The organism is Pseudoalteromonas spongiae UST010723-006, from assembly GCF_000238255.3.
Taxonomy (GTDB): Bacteria; Pseudomonadota; Gammaproteobacteria; order Enterobacterales; family Alteromonadaceae; genus Pseudoalteromonas; species Pseudoalteromonas spongiae.
Window position 1 is genome coordinate 258,579 of the sequence record NZ_CP011040.1, and the last position, 20,059, is coordinate 278,637.

Genomic DNA, 20,059 nt, shown 5'->3' on the forward strand with positions numbered 1-20,059 from the left:
CGTCATGAAATCAATCATCTATTTATTGCTAATGTGTTGGTTAGTAAGCTTTTCGCTCCATGCCAATGATGACGAGGCGGTGATTGAAGTAGGTAACAAAGTCTACTTCAATGTACCGGGGGAAGTTGAATTTGAGAGCACCTTTGAAGTTGATGATAAAGGATTTGTTGAACTGCCTGAAATTGGCAAGGTAAAACTTGCAGGTAAAACGCCTAAACGTGCTGAATCAGAAGTGAAACTTAAGCTTGCTGGTGTGTACAAAGCGCTCGGTAAGTTTTATTTAGAAGTGCGTTCACGCGACTTACTGGTTACGGTACTTGGTTATGTAAACAATCCGTCGCAAGTAAGTATTCCAGCTAATGGTAATATTCAAATGGTGATAGCGAAAGCCGATGGCATTAAACCAGGTGCCCAGCTGAATAAATTACAAATTCGCCGTGATAAAAACACTACTACGTTCGATTACAAAGCCTATCTCGATAGCGGTGATATTGCTTTGTTACCTAAATTACGTTCGGGCGATACCGTATTTGTACCTGTGTCACCACTTTTGGGTAATGTGCAAATTGACTTTGATGCTCAAACACTTTCAAGCGCAGGTGATGCCGACGGTCAAGGCCAAGCTGTAACTTTATTTGGTGAATTACATAGCCCTGGCAGTTTTTCGTATAAACCAGACATGAATATTATCGATGCATTAATGCGTGCTGAGGGCGTTACGCGTTATGCTGATGTGACTAAAATTCGCGTTATTCAAAATAACACGCCAACTATCTTTGATTTGAAGCAATACTTGGATTCAGGCGATACCAGCTTGTTACCAAAAATTGGCGCTGGCACCACGATTTTTGTGCCGATTATGGTAGATGATGTCAACACCACAGCACGTACCGTTTACATTATGGGTGAAGTGCAAAAGCCGGGTGCTTATGAGGCGAGCAATCAAATTGGCTTTTTAGATATCCTGGCAAATGCAGGCGGCCCAACGCGTTTTGCTGAAACTCGTCAGATTAAAATTTTAACGCCAGCTGGCAAGAACACGCTGTTTGATCTGCAAGCTTACAGCGAAGGCTACCAGTCTATGTCGATCCCTGAAATTGCGCCTGGTGATGTGATTTTTGTTCCCGAGAAAACCGATTTAAATGAAAAAAGCTGGCTTAAAGTAGCGCCGACTCGTGCAGTTAAAATTATGGGCGCAATCCATCATCCTGGTCGTTACGAGTGGAGTGACGAAATGGACTTTACCGATTTATTTGCACATGCGGGAGGCCCGACAAAAGGTGCTAATGTGAACGATATTAAGATCATTCGCCAAGGTCAGCTATTACAGCGTTTTAGTTTGGATGAATATGCCAATAGCGACAGTGATAGCTACCCACTACCAACCATTATTGCTGGCGATACCATCATTGTTGAAGAACTGCCACACGATCCAAAAGACAACAAGTCGCAGTGGGTGCGTCAAGATGCAAAAAGCTCTATTTATGTATTGGGGCAGGTTGGCGCGCCGGGTCGTTATGCATTTGATAAGTCACTACATTTTCTTGATATTATCTCAGCAGCTGATGGTCCTACGGATGATGCTGACTTGCGCAATATTCGCATTACTCACCGTAACGGCACACAATCACGCGTGAGCAAACTTAACTTAGCGCTATACTTTGAAACAGGTGATGAAACTTTATTCCCAAGAGTACTACCAGGCGATACGATTTTTGTTCCAGAAAAAAGTAAAGATTGGTTACGTCAACCTAAAGATCAGGTAGTGCGTGTTATGGGGGCCATCAAGCAACCTGGTCGCTATAGCTTTGATGACTCCATGTCACTGCTTGATGTATTAGCCGAAGCCGGTGGTCCGTCATCGAATGCGCTTATCAGTAAAATTGTGGTGATTAATCATGGCTGTTGTAAAGAACAATCGCGCCGTTTCGACTTAGAGAAGTTTATTAAACAGCCAAATTCGGCGAATATCCCGTTATTGCGCGCAGGCGACACGGTATATATTCCAGATCAAGGACAAGATTTTACCCAGCGAGCGAAAGATTCACTCATTGATATTTTAACTATTGTGGCTATTGCGGTGGGCTTATGAAAATTATTCCAAAACAGTATCAAGAGCTTGAGCTTATTTTTGAATCTATCAATAGTGAAAACGCGCGTTGTATAGCATTTGCATCACCTAACGGAAACTCGGGCGCCACCTCTTTGGCCATTAGTGTGGCTAAGCGTTTGAGTGGGCGCAATGAACGCGTTTTAGTGATTGATTTAAACACCTGTAATCCGCTTACTGATAATGACTTAATTAGCATGCCAAATGCGCTTGCTAGGTGGTCATTTGGTGATATTAGCTGTCAGTTGAATGCGCAATCAATTGATGATTTTTACTTTTTAAGCATTACGCAACTGCAAGACTTAGCGCTAGTGCGCGAGAAAGACGTGTTCGATATGGCGGTTTTGATGTTGAAACAAGAATTCGACTATATTTTGTTTGATATGTCGCCAATTTGTAAGCGTAATCATGCGAATTTCCCACTACATTTATTAATGTCGGTGACCGACTTATTGTTATTAGATATTGCACTTGGCCATACGACTCAAGAAACATTAGATACGGTAATTAGTGAATTAAAATCGGCTCACTGCAAGCGCTTTGAAATTGTGGTGAGTCAAATGTATATGCCACCGCTCGGAGAGCGTTTGATTGACAGCATTAATCGCCGCTTTCGACGATTACCTAAAGTGAAACATCGTCTGATCAATTTAGTTAATCGCCAAAAGTGGTTGTTCCAAGGGGTGTAACAATGAATGTATTGTTTTACAGGCGCTTTAACTTAATTTGGTCGACCTTACATTCAGTGCGTGAAATTTTACTCACCTTGCTTGCAACCATGGATGTTGAAAACGATGATATTGATAATACTGGCCTTGTTGTCACCGAATATTTAACAAATCTTATTCGCCACAGTGAAGGGGAAGACGAAGCGGTTACCTTAGTCATAGGGCGCACGCTCAACAGTATTAAAATTGAGTTAATCGATCCAACAAGCTATTTTCACCCAACGACCTCAAAAGCCCAACATACTGACCTAGCAGATGGCGAACTGCGCGAGGGTGGAATGGGGCTTGCATTAATCGAACATTATTTTCCTGATTTCCGTTATTTTGAAAAACACGGTAAAAATCACTTTAGCTTTGCTTTACCGCTTAAGAAAGTGAAAAACCGTGTTGTGATTATTGATGATGAACACGCCAGCTTACAGTTAGTAAACGCCTATTTAGAGCGTGATTATGACTGTCACGCCTTTACGGATGAACAGCAAGCGTACCAATATTTAATGGCGCATAACGTTGATTTGCTATTAATTGATATGAACTTAAATGCCATGTTGGCCGATGAATTTATCTCTAATATTAAACAGCTAAGTCACCTAAACAATATTGGTATTGTGGTGATTTCGGGCGATGGTAGTCGAGAGACCATGCTAAAGGCCCATTTATGTGGTGTTGATGATTATTTAGTTAAGCCTGTAAAAAAAGAGCAATTAGAAATTGTTTGTGAGCGAGTTAAAAGCCGTTGTGTCTCGCGTTCGGTTAATATTTCAAAAGGCGAGTTGGCAGCCCATAAAGACCAATTTAAGCTCGGAGCGCTATCGGCAATTTCATTTGGCAATGTTGCTGCGGGTAGTGGCGGTGATGTGTTAGTTTCGGTAAACAAAGAACATCACAGCTATGTGTTCTTTGGCGATGTTATGGGTCATGGCGAAAGTGCAAACCGCGTTGCGCTGCAATTAAAAGGGTACGTACTGGGTTTGCTTAACTGCCCATTTGAGTCACTTGCTGATTTTGTTAACGGTTTGGCAAAGAGCTTACCTAACCAAGATTTTATGCAGCAGAGCCTCGTCACCTTTATCGCACTGGAAATTAGCGAACGGCATATTTCACTTGTAAACGCGGGGCATCCGCTACCGGTTGAATTATCACAGCAGCAGACAGTTACAAATATCGGCAACAGCCAACCCTTACTTGGGCTCGACCGAGACTATGAATATCACAGCGAGTGTTATCAACTTGAGCACGGTCATTCACTGGTAATGGCGACCGATGGTTTGTTTGAAAACCATGAAAATTGCTTTGAGCTGCAGCAGCTAGTTGATGCTATTAACACTGCTAATATTAGCGCAATAGGCACTGATTTAAGTCAACTTTGGTATAAATGTTTGCCAAGATTATCAAAAGAAATTGACGATTCGTCTCTACTAGTACTTAATTAGACTAAGGAAATACTTAAATGTGATCAGGAGTTTGCCTATGCCAAATAAGATCTTAATTGTCGAAGATACGGAATCGTTAGCGTTGTTGTACCAGTCATACCTTATTCCCACTGGCATGCACAGCGATGTAGCGTACACAGGACAAGAGGCCTTAGATTATTTAGCAAGCAACAAACCTGATCTGATCATGCTAGATGTTATGCTGCCCGATATGAGTGGTATGGACATTTTAGCGCAACTGCCCGTTAACGATAGACCAAAAGTAGTGGTACTAACCGCCCATGCGAGTAAAGAAATGGCGGTTGATGCTATTCGCTACGGCGCCGCCGATTTTATTGAAAAGCCCGTCGATGCTGAGCGTTTTCGCATCACAGTTAATAACGCATTAAAACTTAACTCGCTAAGTGAAACGGTTGAAAAATACCAATCACGTTTTGAAAATGGGCGATTTTGTGAACTGATTGGTAGCTCAGCGCCAATGCAATCTGTTTATCAAATCATCAACAATGCCGCTAATAGTAAAGCGACGGTATTTATCACAGGTGAAAGTGGCACCGGTAAAGAGCTGTGCGCGCGCGCGGTGCATCAATGCAGTGAGCGCAGTAAAAAACCATTTATCGCGATAAATTGCGCGGCCATTCCAAAAGATTTGATTGAAAGTGAAATTTTTGGTCATGTAAAAGGCGCGTTTACCGGTGCAACAAACTCTCGTGAAGGTGCCGCAGGCATGGCCGACGGTGGCACCCTGTTTCTTGATGAGTTGTGTGAAATGGATCTCAATTTACAAAGTAAGTTACTGCGTTTTATTCAAACGGGCTGTTTTCAAAAGGTTGGCAGTGAGCAACAACAGCAGGTTGATGTACGATTTGTCTGCGCAACCAATCGCGACCCATGGCTTGAAGTGCAAGCAGGGCGTTTTCGCGAAGACTTGTATTATCGACTTTATGTGATCCCTGTTCAGTTGCCGCCACTGCGTCAGCGCGGTACCGATGTGATTCAAATAGCCGAGGCGTTGTTTTCACGTATTGCTAAAGAAGAAGGCCAAACGTTCGAAGGGTTAAGTGATGACGCCAAACAACATTTAATGGCCTACAGTTGGCCTGGCAATGTGCGTCAGCTTGAAAATATGATCCGCAACACCGTGGTATTGAATAACCAACCGTGGATAGAAAAGCGCATGTTTCCGCCATTTCCACAAAGTAGTATGTCAACAGAGCCTATAGTTGCTGCGCAGCCAATGGCAAATATGACGCCGCAATCAACTGCCGCGAGTATCGAAACCACTAACCTGTTACGCAGCTCCGATATTGAACCTTTGTGGATAGTTGAAAAGCGTTATATCGAAAAAGCGATAGCTTCGTGTAACGATAATGTGCCAAAAGCCGCAGCGCTTTTAGATATTAGCCCTTCCACCATCTACCGAAAAATGAAAACTTGGGAGCAAATGGAAGAGCAAGGTGTTATTAGTTAACGAGAGCGTGTTGACCTTTAAGGTTTGAAATACAGTTTACTGAGTTGAGTAAATTGCTCGCGGCCTGAGTAAAATCGGTGCAATTTGCTGGTGGCATTTTTAATTAAGTAATTGCGTTCTTGCTGAGACATAAATAACAATGTTTTTAAGCGGTTAACTAGTGCGACATGGCTTTGATCATCGGTTAACAGCCCGGTTTGATTATGGGCAATTACGCTGTCGATGGCACCTACTCGGTTAGCAATGCACACTATTTTATTGTCCATGGCTTCTAACAGCACCATTGGTAACCCTTCTTCACGTGAACAAATAACTAATACATCAATTGATTGCCAAAGTGACTTATCACTTTGATGACCGTGAAACTGTATGTTCTTTGGTGCATTACGTTTAAGCTCAGACGCCATATCGCCGTCACCATAGACATGAAATTGTAAACGCGGTTGCTGAGTGAAATGCTGCGCCAGCGCGACAAAACGGTCAGGTCCTTTTTCATATGATAGCCGGCCAACAAAGGCAATATTCAGTACGCTATTGGGCTGTTTAAGTTTAGGGTTGTTTGGCACGATAAAATTAGCAATAAATTCACTGTTTTTAACCGTGTTTTTAAGATGTTGGGCAACAACTAGATTTTGCGAAAAGCCACTGGTGAGATGATCAAGCCAATTGTATAGCCTTACTCGGCCTGCGCCTTTTTCACCGGCATGATATGTTGAAATACATAAGTTTCCGGTTACTTTGCAAGTAAGTCGACCAATAATGCCCGCTTTGTAACCATGGGTATGCAACACTGTGTTGCTGTGCTGTTTTAAATATTGATGCAAGCTAAGTGGTTTGCCATCTAAACATTGGTAAGTGCAATTTAAGGCTTCAAGTAATTTATAGAGTTGCATATTGTGATGGTCTTGGTAAAACAGTACTGACACAGGTACGTTGTTACGCTGCATTAGTTTCACTAATTCAACAATATGCGATTCAATGCCGCCAAATAGGCTAGAATCTAAGAAGAGCACAAGATTTCGCATAAATACCTCCCCAATAAGGAATGCTATGTTTAATCAAACAACTGTAAAACAACTTGAAGCTGACGTTGGTAAAGATGTTTTAGGCCAACTTTTCGCAGTATTTAAAAGTGAAGCAACCAAACTCACCGAACAGATTATGGCCGTTACTACCCTCGATAACGACGCTGTGCGTTTTAGCCACAGTTTAAAAAGCTGTGCCCGTTCATACGGTGCAGATGAGCTTGGTGCCCTTGCCGAAACCCTTGAGGCCCATGCCAAAAATAACGACACTGCCTTTTTTACCGAGCGTGCATTACTACCCGAAATACATAGTGCCACCATGGTTGCAATACCCATTTCTTAATGCACTTTAATACTGTAGTTCGGCTGTGTGTCATCTTGATACGGCAGTAATTGCTCAATAATGTGTTTTAACTGCGACTTATTATGTGTGCTACTGTGCTGTTCTTTTTCAATTGCTCTTAAGTCCATCGCTTCAAATGCGTCTGGGGTTAAGCACACATCAAAAAACTTATAACCAAGAATTTCCACGGCTTTCGTTACTTGTTCATTTGCCGGAATAGAATCAACAGCGCTGTGTTCAGGTACCAAATTTTCAATAAAAATACGACAGCCTGACGTGCGACATAACGCGTCACGAATATCGCTCAGTAAAAGCGGAGGCATAACACTTGTTAATAAGCTACCAGGGCCGAGTAAAATTAAATCTGCGTGAAGAATTGCCTCTACCGCTTGTTGATTGGCAACCACCGCTTTAGACAAACTTAAGTGCTTAGGAAAGGTTGAAAGCGCATCGACGTGGCACTCGCCAAAAACACGCTCGCCACTTTCACTTGTTGCCACTAAATCTACTGGGCCGTTAGCCATGGGTAAAATGGTGTGTTTTACCCCCAGCATGGCACAAAAAATCTTGATGGCGTCGCTGGTGTTATGCGTGACTTGGCTTAGCGCGCTTAATAATATATTGCCAAAACTGTGGCCTTTTAAGTCGTTGTTTTGTTCGAAACGTTGTTCGCTCAAAATAGTGAGCATATTTTCAGGGTTGCCAAGTGTTTCAGCGCAGCGACGAATATCGCCAAAGGCAATTTGGCTTGGGTCTTGGCGCAGTCGGCCTGTGCTTCCGCCGTTATCTGTTGTAGTTACAATTGCTGTGAGTTCACATGGCATATTTTTTAGCGCATCGAGCACCTGTGAAAGACCATGACCACCACCTATACATACAATTTTCATAATACGCCCTCGCCAAATTCTCTCAATAGAGTGATACAAGTTATGTACCAGCAAAAAATGGGCAAAAAAGTGACTTAATTTGCATTTTGCAATGCAGCATGCAGGTACTTTCGCTAAACTGAATAACACTAAGCAAATTCATTTGTTTTAAAGAGGTGTCATGGAAAGACTAAATGCGAGCGCCATACTGCGAGTGGTTAACGACCTATTAAGTAGTAAAAACGCGGCTGAACTATTATTGAAACTACAACTAGGTTTAAGGCCAATTGCTGAAATTGGTGATATTTTGGTGCTTACCCAAGATGCAAACGAGTTATGCGCGTTAACCAGCACATTTGAACCATTAAGCGGCGTGTGCTTGCTTGACTCTTCTTTTGTTAACACGGTATTCGAGCGTAACATTTACGCCGCTAATATTTGTCAGCTTCCGGGTGATTGGATATTACCTAGCCACTGCCACGAAACCGTTATTTTTGTGGCTAATAACTTTGCAGAACGAAAAGGCGTTTTTGTTTTGTTTGTTAAGGGCGACGTTGATAATGGGCAAATCGAGTGTGCGTTGAGTGCGGTCGATACTTTGTTTCGTCAAGCATTTTTACAACTTGATCAGCAGCATCAAATGTCACAAATGTTACTAGACCGTACATATGCGTTAACGCAAAGCCAGCAACGCTTTCAAGCCTACGCAGAGCTTGCATCAGATTGGTTTTGGGAAACAGATGAAAGTATGTGTTTTACTTATTTGTCGTTCGTGGAACAAAAAAAACCGACTAACTTTTCACACTTTTTACACAAAAGCCCAATAAACATTCGTAGTGACAGTGAAAGCGCGCAATTTAAAAAGTGGGAGCATTTTCTGCACCTTGTAAGGCAGCACAGTGAAATCCATGAATTTGAGTTTGAAGCGATTGATAATCAGGGGCATCGTGTTTGGATATCAATTAGCGGCAAGGCGAAGTTTAACCCAGACAACAGCTTTGCAGGATATTTAGGCATTGCAAAAGACATTAGTTTTGCCAAGCAGCGTGAATACGATTTAAAACTTGCAAAAGAAAAAGCCGAAAGTGCCAATAAAGCAAAATCGCATTTTTTAGCTGTGATGTCTCATGAAATTCGTACACCCATGAATGCTATTTTAGGTATTTTAGAGTTGTTAGAAGACACTCAGCCCAATGAAAAACAGCTTGAGTTAATTGATTTTATGCGCGATAGCGCCAAGTTATTACAAGGTGTGATAAGCGACACGTTAGACTTTGCGAAAATTGAATCTGGTACCTTGGCACTTGAAAATAGTAATATTAATTTGCATAAACTGGTTAAAAATTTAGTGCAGCAGTATGAAACTCAGGCAGTTAAAAGGGGCATTCATTTTAACGCGATTTTAGGCAGTGGCGTGCCAGAGCAGATAAATATCGACGGTGTGCGCTTATCACAGGTGTTATTGAACTTACTCGGTAATGCGTTCAAGTTTACTTTAGAGGGCGAAGTAAGCTTATTGATAAACCGCAGTGATACAGAATTGTTTATAACAATTAAAGATACTGGTGTAGGTATTGATGAAGCACATATTCAGACCCTATTTGAGCCATTTTCACAATTGCATGATAAACAAGTTGGCAGGCAACAAGGTGTTGGACTAGGCCTCAGTATCACTAAACGTTTATTGGAATTAATGGAAGGTAAAATTGAATGCATCAGCGACATTGGTGTCGGCACCGAGTTTGTTGTCACTATTCCATTAACACCATTAATAACGACTGACGGACATGCTAAGGACACTAAAGTTAAAGATAGCATTCCTAGTTATCGCATTTTGGTTGCTGAAGATAACCCCGCAAACCAGTTTATAATTAAAGCTATTTTGGAAAAACGAAATCACTCGGTTGTACTTGCTGATAATGGTGAAGTTGCAGTTGCAGAAGTGAAAAAGAAGCGTTTTGATTTAGTTCTAATGGATATGGTAATGCCAGTTATGGATGGCGTTACCGCTGCGCGTACAATTCGCGCTGAACTTGGCGAGGTAGCGCCGCCTATCATTGCACTGACAGCAAATGCAGGACTTGCTGATAAAACTAAGTGTTTAAACGCTGGTATGCTAGATGTGCTCACTAAACCACTCAATAGTAGATTGCTCGATGAGAAGATAAAAGCCTTGTTCTCCTAGTTAACCTGATATTGGGATAATAAATTACGTTTTAATAGCTACTTGTACTTATTAAAGCGTTAAAGTTGTTTATCAAGGGCTCGCCGCTAACGTACACATTTACCGTGTTACTATAAAAACTATCAAGCTAGAAGGTGTGAAGCAATATAGTTAATATATTTCAGATGGTTAGTTAACTTTTCAACCCGAATTCAGGTTAGTTGTAAGCTCGGTTGGATGGTTTAAAAGAAGGGACCCAACCGAGTCAAGTTGCCAGCATTAGTTGTACCCAAGAATACAATCATAATCCTCACGTACGCTTGGCTCAGCAAATTCGTCTTTAAGTTGTTGCAGAGCGCGTTCTTGCTCTTTAAAGCTAAAAATTACTTTGCGGCGATAATCAATTGAGCGGTTAAACAACTCTAGGTCAATGTAAGGTCTCATCGCTTGCAGCTTTTGGTCAATTGAAAATGGTTGGTTTCTGTTTCGCATAAAGTTTCTCCAAATGCTTGCTCACTTAAATGACAGCAAGATGCGAACCAAATTTAATATATTGAAATTTATTAGGAAATTAATAACGTCCGAGTAGTTCATAAAAATTGCATTGCAAAATGCGAAGTGGTTTGGCTTAAAATAAGCCGTACTAGTTAGCGTGTGATATAAACATTAATGTCATATCGATTCATAAAACGCAATTTCAAATTCAGTACCCACGCCAACTTCACTATGTACTTTTACTTTGGCGTTGTGCTGCTGCAAAATGCCATAGGAAATAGCGAGGCCCAAACCAGTTCCTTCACCGGGCGCTTTGGTAGTAAAAAATGGCGTAAAAATATCGGCGATATGCTCTTTTTCAATACCATGCCCCTGATCTTTAACCCGTACAATAATTTTATTACGGTCTCTCTCACAGCTAATAGTCAGTGCCCCGCCATTTGGCATGGCGTGTTTTGCGTTAACAAATAAGTTAATAAACACTTGCTGCAATTTACCGGCATTGCCAAGAATATTCGCTTCAGGTAGTAGATGTTTTATTACTTCATGATGATATTTGAACTCGTTACTGACTACGTTCAATGATTTCTCAATCACTACATTTAGGTCGATACTATCAAGCTCGTCGTTATCCATGCGTGAGAAGGTGCTAAGATCTGACACTATGTCTTTAACTCGCTCAAGTCCTTGCACTGAGGATGTTAATATTTCATGGCTGTCATCAAACAAGAAATCTCCATCTAATGACTGCCACTTGGCTTGCATCGCAACAATTTTTTCCTGTTCAGATATGTTGTCTGCGTTAAGTGGCGCCATAATTTCAGCAAAATCAGAAAAGTACTCACGCATTGTATCTAGGTTACTTAATACAAAGCCAACAGGGTTATTAATCTCGTGTGCTACACCCGCCGCAAGCTGACCAAGTGATGCCAATTTTTCTTGTTGCACAAGTTGTTGCTGTGTTTGTTCCAGCATTTTATTACTGGTTTCAAGGTCAACAAGACGTTCTTGTAGCGCTTCTTCTGCGCGTTTACGTTCAATTGCAACTGATAACATACTGCGCGATGATTCAAGTGTTTGCAGCTTAACTATATTGATATCGTCTTGTGATTCATACAATAAGATGGCAATACCCACACCTTTACCTGAGGGTAAATCTAAGTTGTACAAGGGCACTAAAACGCAATCGCTAAATCGCTCGCTGGGGCTATTACTAATACTTTCAATTTCAAAAATTTGTGATTCGGACTCACTGGTTACTTGCTGATACAGTTCATCACGCTTAATTTGACGCAATACTTGCTTATAAGAATCGGGCAATGAGGAGGCTTGCTGTTTTGTACTCTGGCAGTGGTACTGAAATTGGTGATACGACAAATCTGCGTGTATTTCGACAAACAGATTATGGGCGTTAGTCATAAAGTTATTGGTGCGCTCGAGATAATTTGCGACAATTTTATTTAAGCTAGGTTGGCGCCATGTTTCTGCTAATAAGCCCGTTAGGAATTCAAGCTGTCCTTGTTGGGTTGCCACTTCTTGTTGAGTTTGGTTAACCGCCTCTTCCTGCTGGTAGAGCTCGCGGGTGTAGTCTTCTAGCTGTTTTTCCGCTTCTTTTCGCGCTAAACGCTCACGGGCTAAAATACGTTCTAGCGCTGCCAATTTGGCAAGTGTTTCATTATTTTCCATTGAAAACGACTTCTATCTCGCAGTGTTCGCCACCTTGATGCATACATACAGGTTGAGAAAGGCTTACGGTTTCACCAAAATGTTGTGCAGCGCCTAAAATTAAGCCTTCCGATAAAAAGCATAATTTGCGTGGTGATTGATAAATCATGGTTAGTTTGTCATCAATATGGTCGTCGTAACTAAAATCGGGTAGTTGCGCGTCTTTATAAAGCTTTTTAACTTCAACGTGAATGAGTTCGTCCACCATCATTAAAAATGCACGTAACGAAGGCGCATTTTGCGCTTCTTGTGGCGCTTGCGGCATTAATAATGGAAATAAGAAAACGCCAAAAGCACGCACTAAGTCAGGAATTGGCACCTCTAAGCGTTCAGATAAGTAGCCTACTATCGTAAATAATTCGCTGTCATCATATTGTTTTGTGGACGTGTAAATGCCGTGCGAGGGCAGAGTGTTATTACTGAGTGCGTCGTCCCAAACTTGGTATCCGTGCCCTTGCTCAACAAATTCTTGTAATGCATTAAATATCGCGCCTTTCATAACAGCTTCCTTTTTTACACATAATCAGGTTGATCTATTTAAAAAATAGTGTCACTTTTTAGTTAAGGCAATGTTTTTAGAGTAAATAGCGTATTGGCTTCGTTCGAGGATTACTATGACAGATAAGTTAAAATTAATGATCGTCGATGATGAAATGGAAGTGCTTAATGCACTGAAAAGGCTATTCAGAAAAGACTTTGAGGTTGAGTCATTTAGTGATCCAGAAGCTGCAGCACAACAGTTATCTGAATCTACCTATAGCGTGATTATTTCTGATATGAAAATGCCTAAAATGAGTGGCGCTGAGCTGCTTTCTAAGGCGTTTGACGTTTGCCCCGATACCCCTCGCATCTTATTGACCGGTTATTCAGATATCGATTCTACAGCGATGGCGATAAACCAAGGCAAAATTAATAATTACGTGAGTAAGCCATGGAGCAACGACGAGCTCAAAAATGTGGTATTACAAGCATCTGAGCAGTTTCAATTGAAGCAGTCAGTAATGCGTTTGGAAAATGAGTTGCAACTTAAAAACGAATTACTTCGCAAGCAAAACCAAGATCTTGAAAGCAAAGTGCAAGCGCGCACACAGTCACTATCAAAACTCAACGATAAGTTAAAATCAGCCAACAATCGTCAACGTAGCTTGTTTTATGATGTCATTGAAATGATCAACTTGATCATTGAAGACACAACCGGAGGCGGCGAAGGGCACGTAAAACGAGTTGCTAGCCATTGTCGTACGCTCGCAGCAGCCATGGGACTTGAGAAAAACCAAGTTACGCAAGTGTACCTTGCTGGGCTTATGCATGAGATTGGTAAGGTCTCGCTGTCAGATACGTTAGCAAAAAGTATTGAAAATGAATTATCTCGGGCAGAACTGGTAGAAAAACAAACCCATGCAGTAAAAGGTGCTGAAATATTACAAACGGTACCGCATTTAAAAGCGATTGGCACGGCGGTAAAGCATCAGTACGAGCGCTTTGATGGCAGCGGTGTGCCAGATCATTTAATTGGCACTAATATTCCAATTGCGTCGCGCATTCTAACCATAGTAAATGAGTTTGATAAGTTGGTACTTGGGCGAATTAGTGAACAAAAGCTTTCACAACAGCAAGCGATTGATTACTTGAAACAAGAAAGTAAGACGTACTTTGATCCCGAAATTGTTAATGCGTATATCAAACTATTGAGCAGTGATACATTACTCGAACAGCACAATATTGATCTATGCCTCGGTGTCAATATGTTGGAACCGGGCATGCATTTGAGCCAAGACTTACTTAATAAACAAGGTGCAGTGGTATTAACACAAGGCACTGAAATTACCCCAACACTTATCGAGAAGTTAAAATCCTACGAAAAAGAATGGCGTTATATCTTTAACGTATTCGTTCACTGATCTTGTTGCGAAATATGTTGATGATAAAGCGCTTAAAAGAGCGCTTTATCGCAATTACTTGTTAGTTTACCTAATGTGATACATTTAAATTTCTTATGGTTAACAATTGAGTAACTTGGTGTGTCAAAATGTGACCAAAAACACACTTACTTACCTAAAAAGCCTATTTTGCAGCCCGTCTTGTTTCTTTGAGGGTTAAACTATTTCCCACTTTCTTGCGACTAATTTCTAACTATAGTCAAGCACGTTGTTTGCGAAAAAATAAAATAGGGAACGCAATGAACATTACAACTCGGGCTTTAAAAAATCCGGCGGGGGTGGCAATTTTTGTAACCCTGTGCTTGGTGTTAGGGGTAGTGAGCTTTACTAAACTGCCTATTCAACTCTTTCCAGATATTGAACGACCTCAAATTACTATTTTCACTAGCTGGCGACAGGCGTCACCAGCCGAAATGGAATCAGAAATCTTAGAACCTCAAGAAGACGTACTGCAGGGGCTACCAGGGCTCACCAGTTTACGCACCTTTGCAAATTCAGGGTCATCGTTTATTAATCTTACTTTTACGCTTGATACCGACATGGATAAAACCCTGATCGAAGTGATCAGCCGTATGAACCGTGTACCGCCATTACCACGCGATGTAAATCCACCGGTGATAAGTCTCGGTGGCTTTAATGGTGGGGCACCGGCACTGACCTATTTTTTCTTACAAGCATTGCCGGGCAATGAAAAACCGATCAGCGAATATGCAACATTTTTTGATGACACCATTCGCCCTCGGTTAGAGAGTATTCCCGGGGTTGCTCGCGTTCAATTGCAAACGGGTAACTCGCGTGAGCAATTACAAATCGAATTTGATGCTTACCGCGCAGCAGAACTTGGCATTAATTTAACACGGGTAAGCAATTTAATAGGTTCAGCAAATGATGCATCGGGTGGGTACGCTGATATTGGTCGCCGCCGTTATACGCTGCGCTTTGCTGGTCGTTTCGACCCTACTCAGCTCGGCAATTTGGTACTGGAATGGCGTGACGGCAAACCAATTAAACTTAGTGATATTGCCGAGATCAAAGTCACTCGCGATTCAGACAATGGTAGTGCGGTGCAAAATGGTAATCCGGCAATGTCGGTGCGCATAGACCGTGAAAGTGGCGCCAATGTGTTAGCAACGCTTGAGCGTGTTAAAGCTGAGGTCGACAAAATTCGCAGCCAAGTGCTTGAACCACAACAACTGACAATGCACCAATCGTTTGATGCCTCAGTATTTATTTATCGTGCAATTAACCTTGTCTCGAGCAACTTAGTACTTGGGATCCTGCTTGCTGTTGGTGTACTTTGGTGGTTCTTACGCCAGCGCCGCGCGACCTTAATTGTGGCAATGGCGATACCTATTTCAATTATGACCACCTTTATTGTGTTGAATATCACAGGCCGTTCGCTTAACGTGATTTCACTTGCTGGATTGGCATTTGCCACAGGCATGGTGCTTGATGCGGCAATTGTGGTGCTTGAAAATATTGTTAGGCTGAAAACCCAGGGCTTGCGTGCTGATAAAGCAGCTGCGAAAGGCACACAGTTGGTGTCGGGGGCGTTAATGGCCTCTACTGCCACGACCATTGCGATTTTTATTCCGGTGATATTTTTACGCGATGTGGCAGGGCAATTTTTTGCGGACTTAGCGCTGACCATCGCCATTGCAGTATTTATCTCCTTGCTGGTGGCTCTGACTATTTTACCTGTGGCTGCGAAAATGTGGCTAAACCAAACAGTTGAAGAAGATAGATTAGAGGGCCTTTGGCAAACAATCACGCGCAAAATTACGGTGTTGACTAACTCAGGTAAAAAACGCCTTGCGGTGATTTTCACCTTGATGGCGGCACCAGTTGCCTTGACTGTGTGGTTGTTACCCCCGCTTGACTACTTACCACCCGTAAAACGTGACGCAGTCGATGCATTTGTGCGTTTACCAACGGGCTCAAACCAAGAATTTGTTGAGCGCGAGTATATTAAGCCTTTGGTTGAGCGTTTACAGCCCTATATGGATGGCACGAAACAACCAGCGCTTAAAAATTACTATATTTTATCATTTCCTGGCAACGCAAACTTAGGCGTGCGCGCTAAAGATCAATCACAAGTGAAAGAACTTGAACGCGTAATGCGTGAAGAAATTTTGGTTGATTTACCAGATACCCGCGTGTTCTCGCAGCAAGGTAATTTATTTGGCGGCCTAGGCTCAGGCCGCAGCATTCAAATTCATTTACAAAGCCGCGACACGCGCGCTATGGCTGATGTGGCCGATAAAACACGTGAAATCTTACAAGCACGTTTTGAAGACAGTAACATTAATATTAACCCCGGCACCCAAGATGCAGAGCCAGAACTACGCTTATTGCCAAATGACCGCCGCATGATGGAAGTTGGCTTTAATCGCCGTGATTTAGCACAACTTACCCGAGCAATGGGCACAGGCCTATATGTTGGCGAATATTTCGATGGTAATAAACGTCTTGATATGATTTTTAAAGCTGAAGGATGGCAAAACCCTGAAGAATTGTCGGCAATGCCGATTACTACGCCAAGCGGCACTGTAGTGCAGTTAGGTGAGTTAGTTGATGTAACGCGAACGGTTGGTCCATCACGTATTCAGCGAATTGACCGTCGTAGAACTATTACAGTTAATGTGAACCCACCTGAGGGTATGTCGTTACAGCAAGCAATGGCTATCATTGAAACTGAGATTGAACCACAAATTCAGGCGCTTATGCCTGCCGATGGTTCGATTAATTATGGCGGCAGTGCCGACAGCTTAAAGCAATCGATTAAAACTATGGGGCAAAATTTTATTTTGGCGCTAGGGCTACTTTTTATTCTGATGGCCGGTCTTTTTAAATCGTTAAAAGACAGCTTAATGGTAACGCTATCCATACCACTGGCAACCGTTGGCGGTGTTGTGGCATTGCAGTTAATGAACCTTGTTCAATTTCAGCCGCTCGATTTGTTAACCATGATTGGCTTTATTATTTTACTTGGATTGGTTGTAAATAATGCGATTTTATTAGTCGACCAAACTCGCCAAGGTGAGCGCGAAGGGTTAAGCCGCGAAATGGCTGTCGAACAGGCACTTAAACTGCGCTTACGCCCTATTTTTATGAGTACATTAACCAGTATTTTTGGCATGTTGCCGCTACTTATTATGCCAGGTGAAGGCAGTATTATTTATCGCGGTCTTGCAGCGGTAATTGTTGGTGGCATGGTGTTTTCAACCTTATTTACTTTGGTACTGCTCCCGGCATTACTAAAACAATTTTCAACGCGTAAAAGTGTTCAACCAACCCCTGTTACTTCTACTCAAACGCAACTGGAAGGGAATTAGTTATGAGATACGTTATTTCGACAATTGTATGTGCTGTGCTGACATTACTTAGTTGTTTTGCAACAGCCAATGAACGCCCAGATCCTTTGGTTGCTCTAAGTGATGTAGAGCAAGCAGAAATCGCTGAACAAATGTGGGTGCCAGGTACTGTGGTGAGTCGTTTTGATTCGCGCTTAACCACTGAAGTTTCGGGCGTTGTAAAGCGCATTGCAGAAGTTGGTGAGCGCTTTAAAAAAGGCGACACGATTTTACTGCTGGACGATGCGTTTTTACAGCTAGAAAAACAGCAAGCCAGTGCCAGCATAAAAAGCTTTAGCACGCGTGTTAGCTTGCTTGAACGCCAACTTACGCGTATTGAAAAATTAGGAAAAAACGCATCGTTAGATGCCCTCGAAGCAAAAGAAGCGGAGTTAATGATGGCAATGCAAGAGCTTGAACAGGCAAAGATCAGTTTACAGCGCATTGTGTTGCAACTTGATAAAACAAAGTTAATCGCACCCTTTGATGGCACCATTGTTGAGCGCTACAAGCAAGTGGGAGAATTTAGCCAAACAAACTCACCCGCTGTACGGTTAGTGAGTTTAGATAACTTGGAAGTACGTGCAAATGCACCGCTATCCCATACGCAATTTAATAAAGTGGGTGATAGTGTGTTAATTGCCAATAAAGATATGCGTTTTAGTTCAACACTACGTGCTTTGGTACCTGTAGGGGACGAATTAAGCCGCACTATGGAAGTACGCGCGTCGTTAACTGAGCAATCTTTACCTATTGGCAGTGCGGTAAGAGTGAGCCTTGCAAGTAGCGCTAAGCATAATGCGTTAACGGTTCATCGCGATGCGTTAATTTTACGCCAAGACAAAGTATACGTGAATGTAGTAACCGATGACTTAACCGTAAAACAAGTGACGGTAGTCCCCGGCAGCGGTTTCAATGACTTTATTGAAGTGAAAGGTGAACTTGCGCTAGGTGAAAAAGTGGCAATACGCGGTAGTGAAATGCTAAAAGAAGGTGCAAAAGTACGTGTTAAACCATCTGAACATTTATTTGCAGTACGTTAGAAGAATTAGTTTAGAAAAAGCGCGCGACCAAGTTACTTGCATCGCCAAATTGGTCAATTGTTGCAAAGCTTTCGCCTTGGGTTAGTACCGCAAGTTTGCCTTGCGCTGTAGTACGTACAAACGCCAAATCATAGCCAAAGTTATAGAGATCATACATCGCGATCCGTTGTTCATCACTCAGTAAACTCATGTGCTCATTAAAGCTGGGTGTGTGATGTCTGCGTTCAAACATAACGAACTCCTGCAAAAATCCTGCATACTTTAACTATAGTTTGCCCTGTTGTTTGTGTAAAATTTGTACAGCTAAGGCGCGCCAAACGGTTGCTGTTTTGCACTTAATTGATTACAGTCTCGGCACTTTTTATCGCATGACTAAATCCATGTTTTCATCTCTTTTTCCGTTAGTCATAGTGGCCTTGCTTGGTTATGTTGCGCTTCGCAGCCATTATGTGTCTACCCAAACCATTGGTGATCTCAGTAAAATTACCTTTAGTTTGCTGTTTCCTTTATTTCTATTTATTAATATCGCGCAAGCCGATTTATCGGGGATTGTTTCGTATTCAGTGTTTTTAACGTTTTATGCCGTTGTTATATCGACCTTTATAATAACGACTTTGCTTGCACCGCGACTTTTCAAGATGCAGTCTACTGGTAGCGCTGTATTTGCGCTAGGCAGTACGTATTCAAATACCATTATTGTTGGCTTGCCAGTGTTAATCAGTGTGTTGTCGCCGTCCGTTGCGGCGCTGGTGTTTTTAATCATCAGTTTTCATAGTGCTGTTTTATTTGGCGCGACCAGTATTTTTTCGAGTTTTGCGACGGGTAATTCGTTTCAATTTAGGCGCTTTTGTGAGGGGTTGCTAAAAAATCCATTATTAGTCGGGATCTACAGTGGGTTAATGGTGAATATGCTGGGTGTTGATGTGCCTGGTTTTATCGCAAGTACCTTACATTTAATTACCCAAGGGGCGTTAGCGCTTGCGCTATTTATTTTGGGTGCCAATCTGTATCAATACCGCTTGGCTGGTAATTACCAACAAATTATCAGTGCCACAATTATTAAACTGATTTTATTACCTTTGGTGGTGTTGTTAGTAGCGCGCTTGGGTTTTCAGCTGAGTGATGAAATAACGTTAATTTTGGTTGTGCTAACAGCATGCCCAACTGGCGTAAATGCATATATCGTCGCTTGTCAGCAAAACAGTGGGCAAAGCTTAGTTGCAGGAACCGTGGTACTCAGCACATTAATGAGTGTTGTAACTATTCCGCTATGGATTTATGTCTTGCAAACCCACTTGTTTAGTTAGCTGCCAACTACACTCCCGCTTTTACATTTCTACTCATTTTATCTTTACTAAACCAC

The 20,059-nt window shown here is 42.1% G+C and carries 16 protein-coding genes; 10 read left to right on the forward strand and 6 right to left on the reverse strand.

The genetic code is table 11. The features are described 5' to 3' along the window. The first annotated feature begins 4 nt into the window (after positions 1–4). The 4 genes from PSPO_RS15680 to PSPO_RS15695 are packed head-to-tail and all read left to right on the forward strand — an operon-like array spanning position 5 to position 5,742. Entirely contained in the window at positions 5–2,092 is a 2,088-nt protein-coding gene (locus PSPO_RS15680; RefSeq protein ID WP_010558213.1) for an SLBB domain-containing protein, read from the forward strand. After that, positions 2,089–2,799 (forward strand): P-loop NTPase family protein, encoded by a 711-nt coding sequence (locus tag PSPO_RS15685; protein ID WP_010558212.1) that lies wholly within the window; start codon positions 2,089–2,091, stop codon positions 2,797–2,799. Before PSPO_RS15680 ends, PSPO_RS15685 begins: the two co-directional genes overlap by 4 nt. Before the next feature lie 2 nt (positions 2,800–2,801). Further along, a complete protein-coding gene (locus PSPO_RS15690) occupies positions 2,802–4,271 on the forward strand; it encodes a SpoIIE family protein phosphatase (protein ID WP_010558211.1) in 1,470 nt (489 codons plus the stop codon). A 37-nt stretch (positions 4,272–4,308) separates the two neighbouring features. Beyond that, on the forward strand, positions 4,309–5,742 hold the full coding sequence (locus PSPO_RS15695; protein ID WP_010558210.1) for a sigma-54-dependent transcriptional regulator: 1,434 nt from the start codon (positions 4,309–4,311) through the stop codon (positions 5,740–5,742). Between the two features lie 17 nt (positions 5,743–5,759). Here the strand turns inward: PSPO_RS15695 and PSPO_RS15700 are convergent, their stop codons facing one another. After that, the gene (locus PSPO_RS15700) at positions 5,760–6,767 is read right to left on the reverse strand and encodes a glycosyltransferase family 4 protein (RefSeq protein ID WP_010558209.1); all 1,008 of its coding nucleotides are present in this window, start codon (positions 6,765–6,767) and stop codon (positions 5,760–5,762) included. Positions 6,768–6,792: 25 nt separating this feature from the next. Here PSPO_RS15700 and PSPO_RS15705 point away from each other — a divergent pair, with 25 nt between their 5' ends. Beyond that, on the forward strand, positions 6,793–7,110 hold the full coding sequence (locus PSPO_RS15705; protein ID WP_010558208.1) for an Hpt domain-containing protein: 318 nt from the start codon (positions 6,793–6,795) through the stop codon (positions 7,108–7,110). On the opposite strand, the gene PSPO_RS15710 is transcribed toward PSPO_RS15705, so the two are convergent. After that, complete coding sequence (locus PSPO_RS15710; RefSeq protein WP_010558207.1) at positions 7,107–7,997, reverse strand: gluconeogenesis factor YvcK family protein; 891 nt, start codon at positions 7,995–7,997, stop codon at positions 7,107–7,109. The genes PSPO_RS15705 and PSPO_RS15710 overlap by 4 nt on opposite strands. 160 nt (positions 7,998–8,157) lie before the next feature. Between PSPO_RS15710 and PSPO_RS15715 the strand changes: the two genes are divergently transcribed. Beyond that, entirely contained in the window at positions 8,158–10,161 is a 2,004-nt protein-coding gene (locus PSPO_RS15715) for a PAS domain-containing hybrid sensor histidine kinase/response regulator (protein ID WP_010558206.1), read from the forward strand. A 258-nt stretch (positions 10,162–10,419) separates the two neighbouring features. Here the strand turns inward: PSPO_RS15715 and PSPO_RS15720 are convergent, their stop codons facing one another. The 3 genes from PSPO_RS15720 to PSPO_RS15730 all read right to left on the reverse strand — a co-directional run bounded on the left by PSPO_RS15720 (position 10,420) and on the right by PSPO_RS15730 (position 12,859). Beyond that, entirely contained in the window at positions 10,420–10,632 is a 213-nt protein-coding gene (locus tag PSPO_RS15720; RefSeq protein WP_010558205.1) for a hypothetical protein, read from the reverse strand. A 180-nt stretch (positions 10,633–10,812) separates the two neighbouring features. Further along, positions 10,813–12,321, reverse strand: coding sequence for a sensor histidine kinase (locus PSPO_RS15725; RefSeq protein WP_010558204.1), 1,509 nt, complete (start codon positions 12,319–12,321; stop codon positions 10,813–10,815). Beyond that, on the reverse strand, positions 12,311–12,859 hold the full coding sequence (locus PSPO_RS15730; RefSeq protein WP_010558203.1) for a heme NO-binding domain-containing protein: 549 nt from the start codon (positions 12,857–12,859) through the stop codon (positions 12,311–12,313). Before PSPO_RS15730 ends, PSPO_RS15725 begins: the two co-directional genes overlap by 11 nt. A 115-nt stretch (positions 12,860–12,974) precedes the next feature. On the opposite strand from PSPO_RS15730, the gene nosR reads away from it, so the two are divergent. From nosR to PSPO_RS15745, 3 genes are all read left to right on the forward strand, one after another. Next, positions 12,975–14,261, forward strand: coding sequence for a response regulator c-di-GMP phosphodiesterase, NosR family (gene nosR, locus PSPO_RS15735; RefSeq protein WP_010558202.1), 1,287 nt, complete (start codon positions 12,975–12,977; stop codon positions 14,259–14,261). Positions 14,262–14,539: 278 nt separating this feature from the next. After that, a complete protein-coding gene (locus tag PSPO_RS15740) occupies positions 14,540–17,635 on the forward strand; it encodes an efflux RND transporter permease subunit (RefSeq protein WP_010558201.1) in 3,096 nt (1,031 codons plus the stop codon). A gap of 2 nt (positions 17,636–17,637) precedes the next feature. Beyond that, a complete protein-coding gene (locus tag PSPO_RS15745) occupies positions 17,638–18,696 on the forward strand; it encodes an efflux RND transporter periplasmic adaptor subunit (protein WP_010558200.1) in 1,059 nt (352 codons plus the stop codon). A gap of 10 nt (positions 18,697–18,706) precedes the next feature. On the opposite strand, the gene PSPO_RS15750 is transcribed toward PSPO_RS15745, so the two are convergent. Next, positions 18,707–18,928: a hypothetical protein gene (locus PSPO_RS15750; protein ID WP_096035302.1), complete on the reverse strand. Its 222-nt coding sequence runs from the start codon at positions 18,926–18,928 to the stop codon at positions 18,707–18,709. 148 nt (positions 18,929–19,076) lie between these two features. On the opposite strand from PSPO_RS15750, the gene PSPO_RS15755 reads away from it, so the two are divergent. Next, on the forward strand, positions 19,077–20,003 hold the full coding sequence (locus tag PSPO_RS15755; protein ID WP_010558198.1) for an AEC family transporter: 927 nt from the start codon (positions 19,077–19,079) through the stop codon (positions 20,001–20,003). Positions 20,004–20,059: the final 56 nt, after the last annotated feature.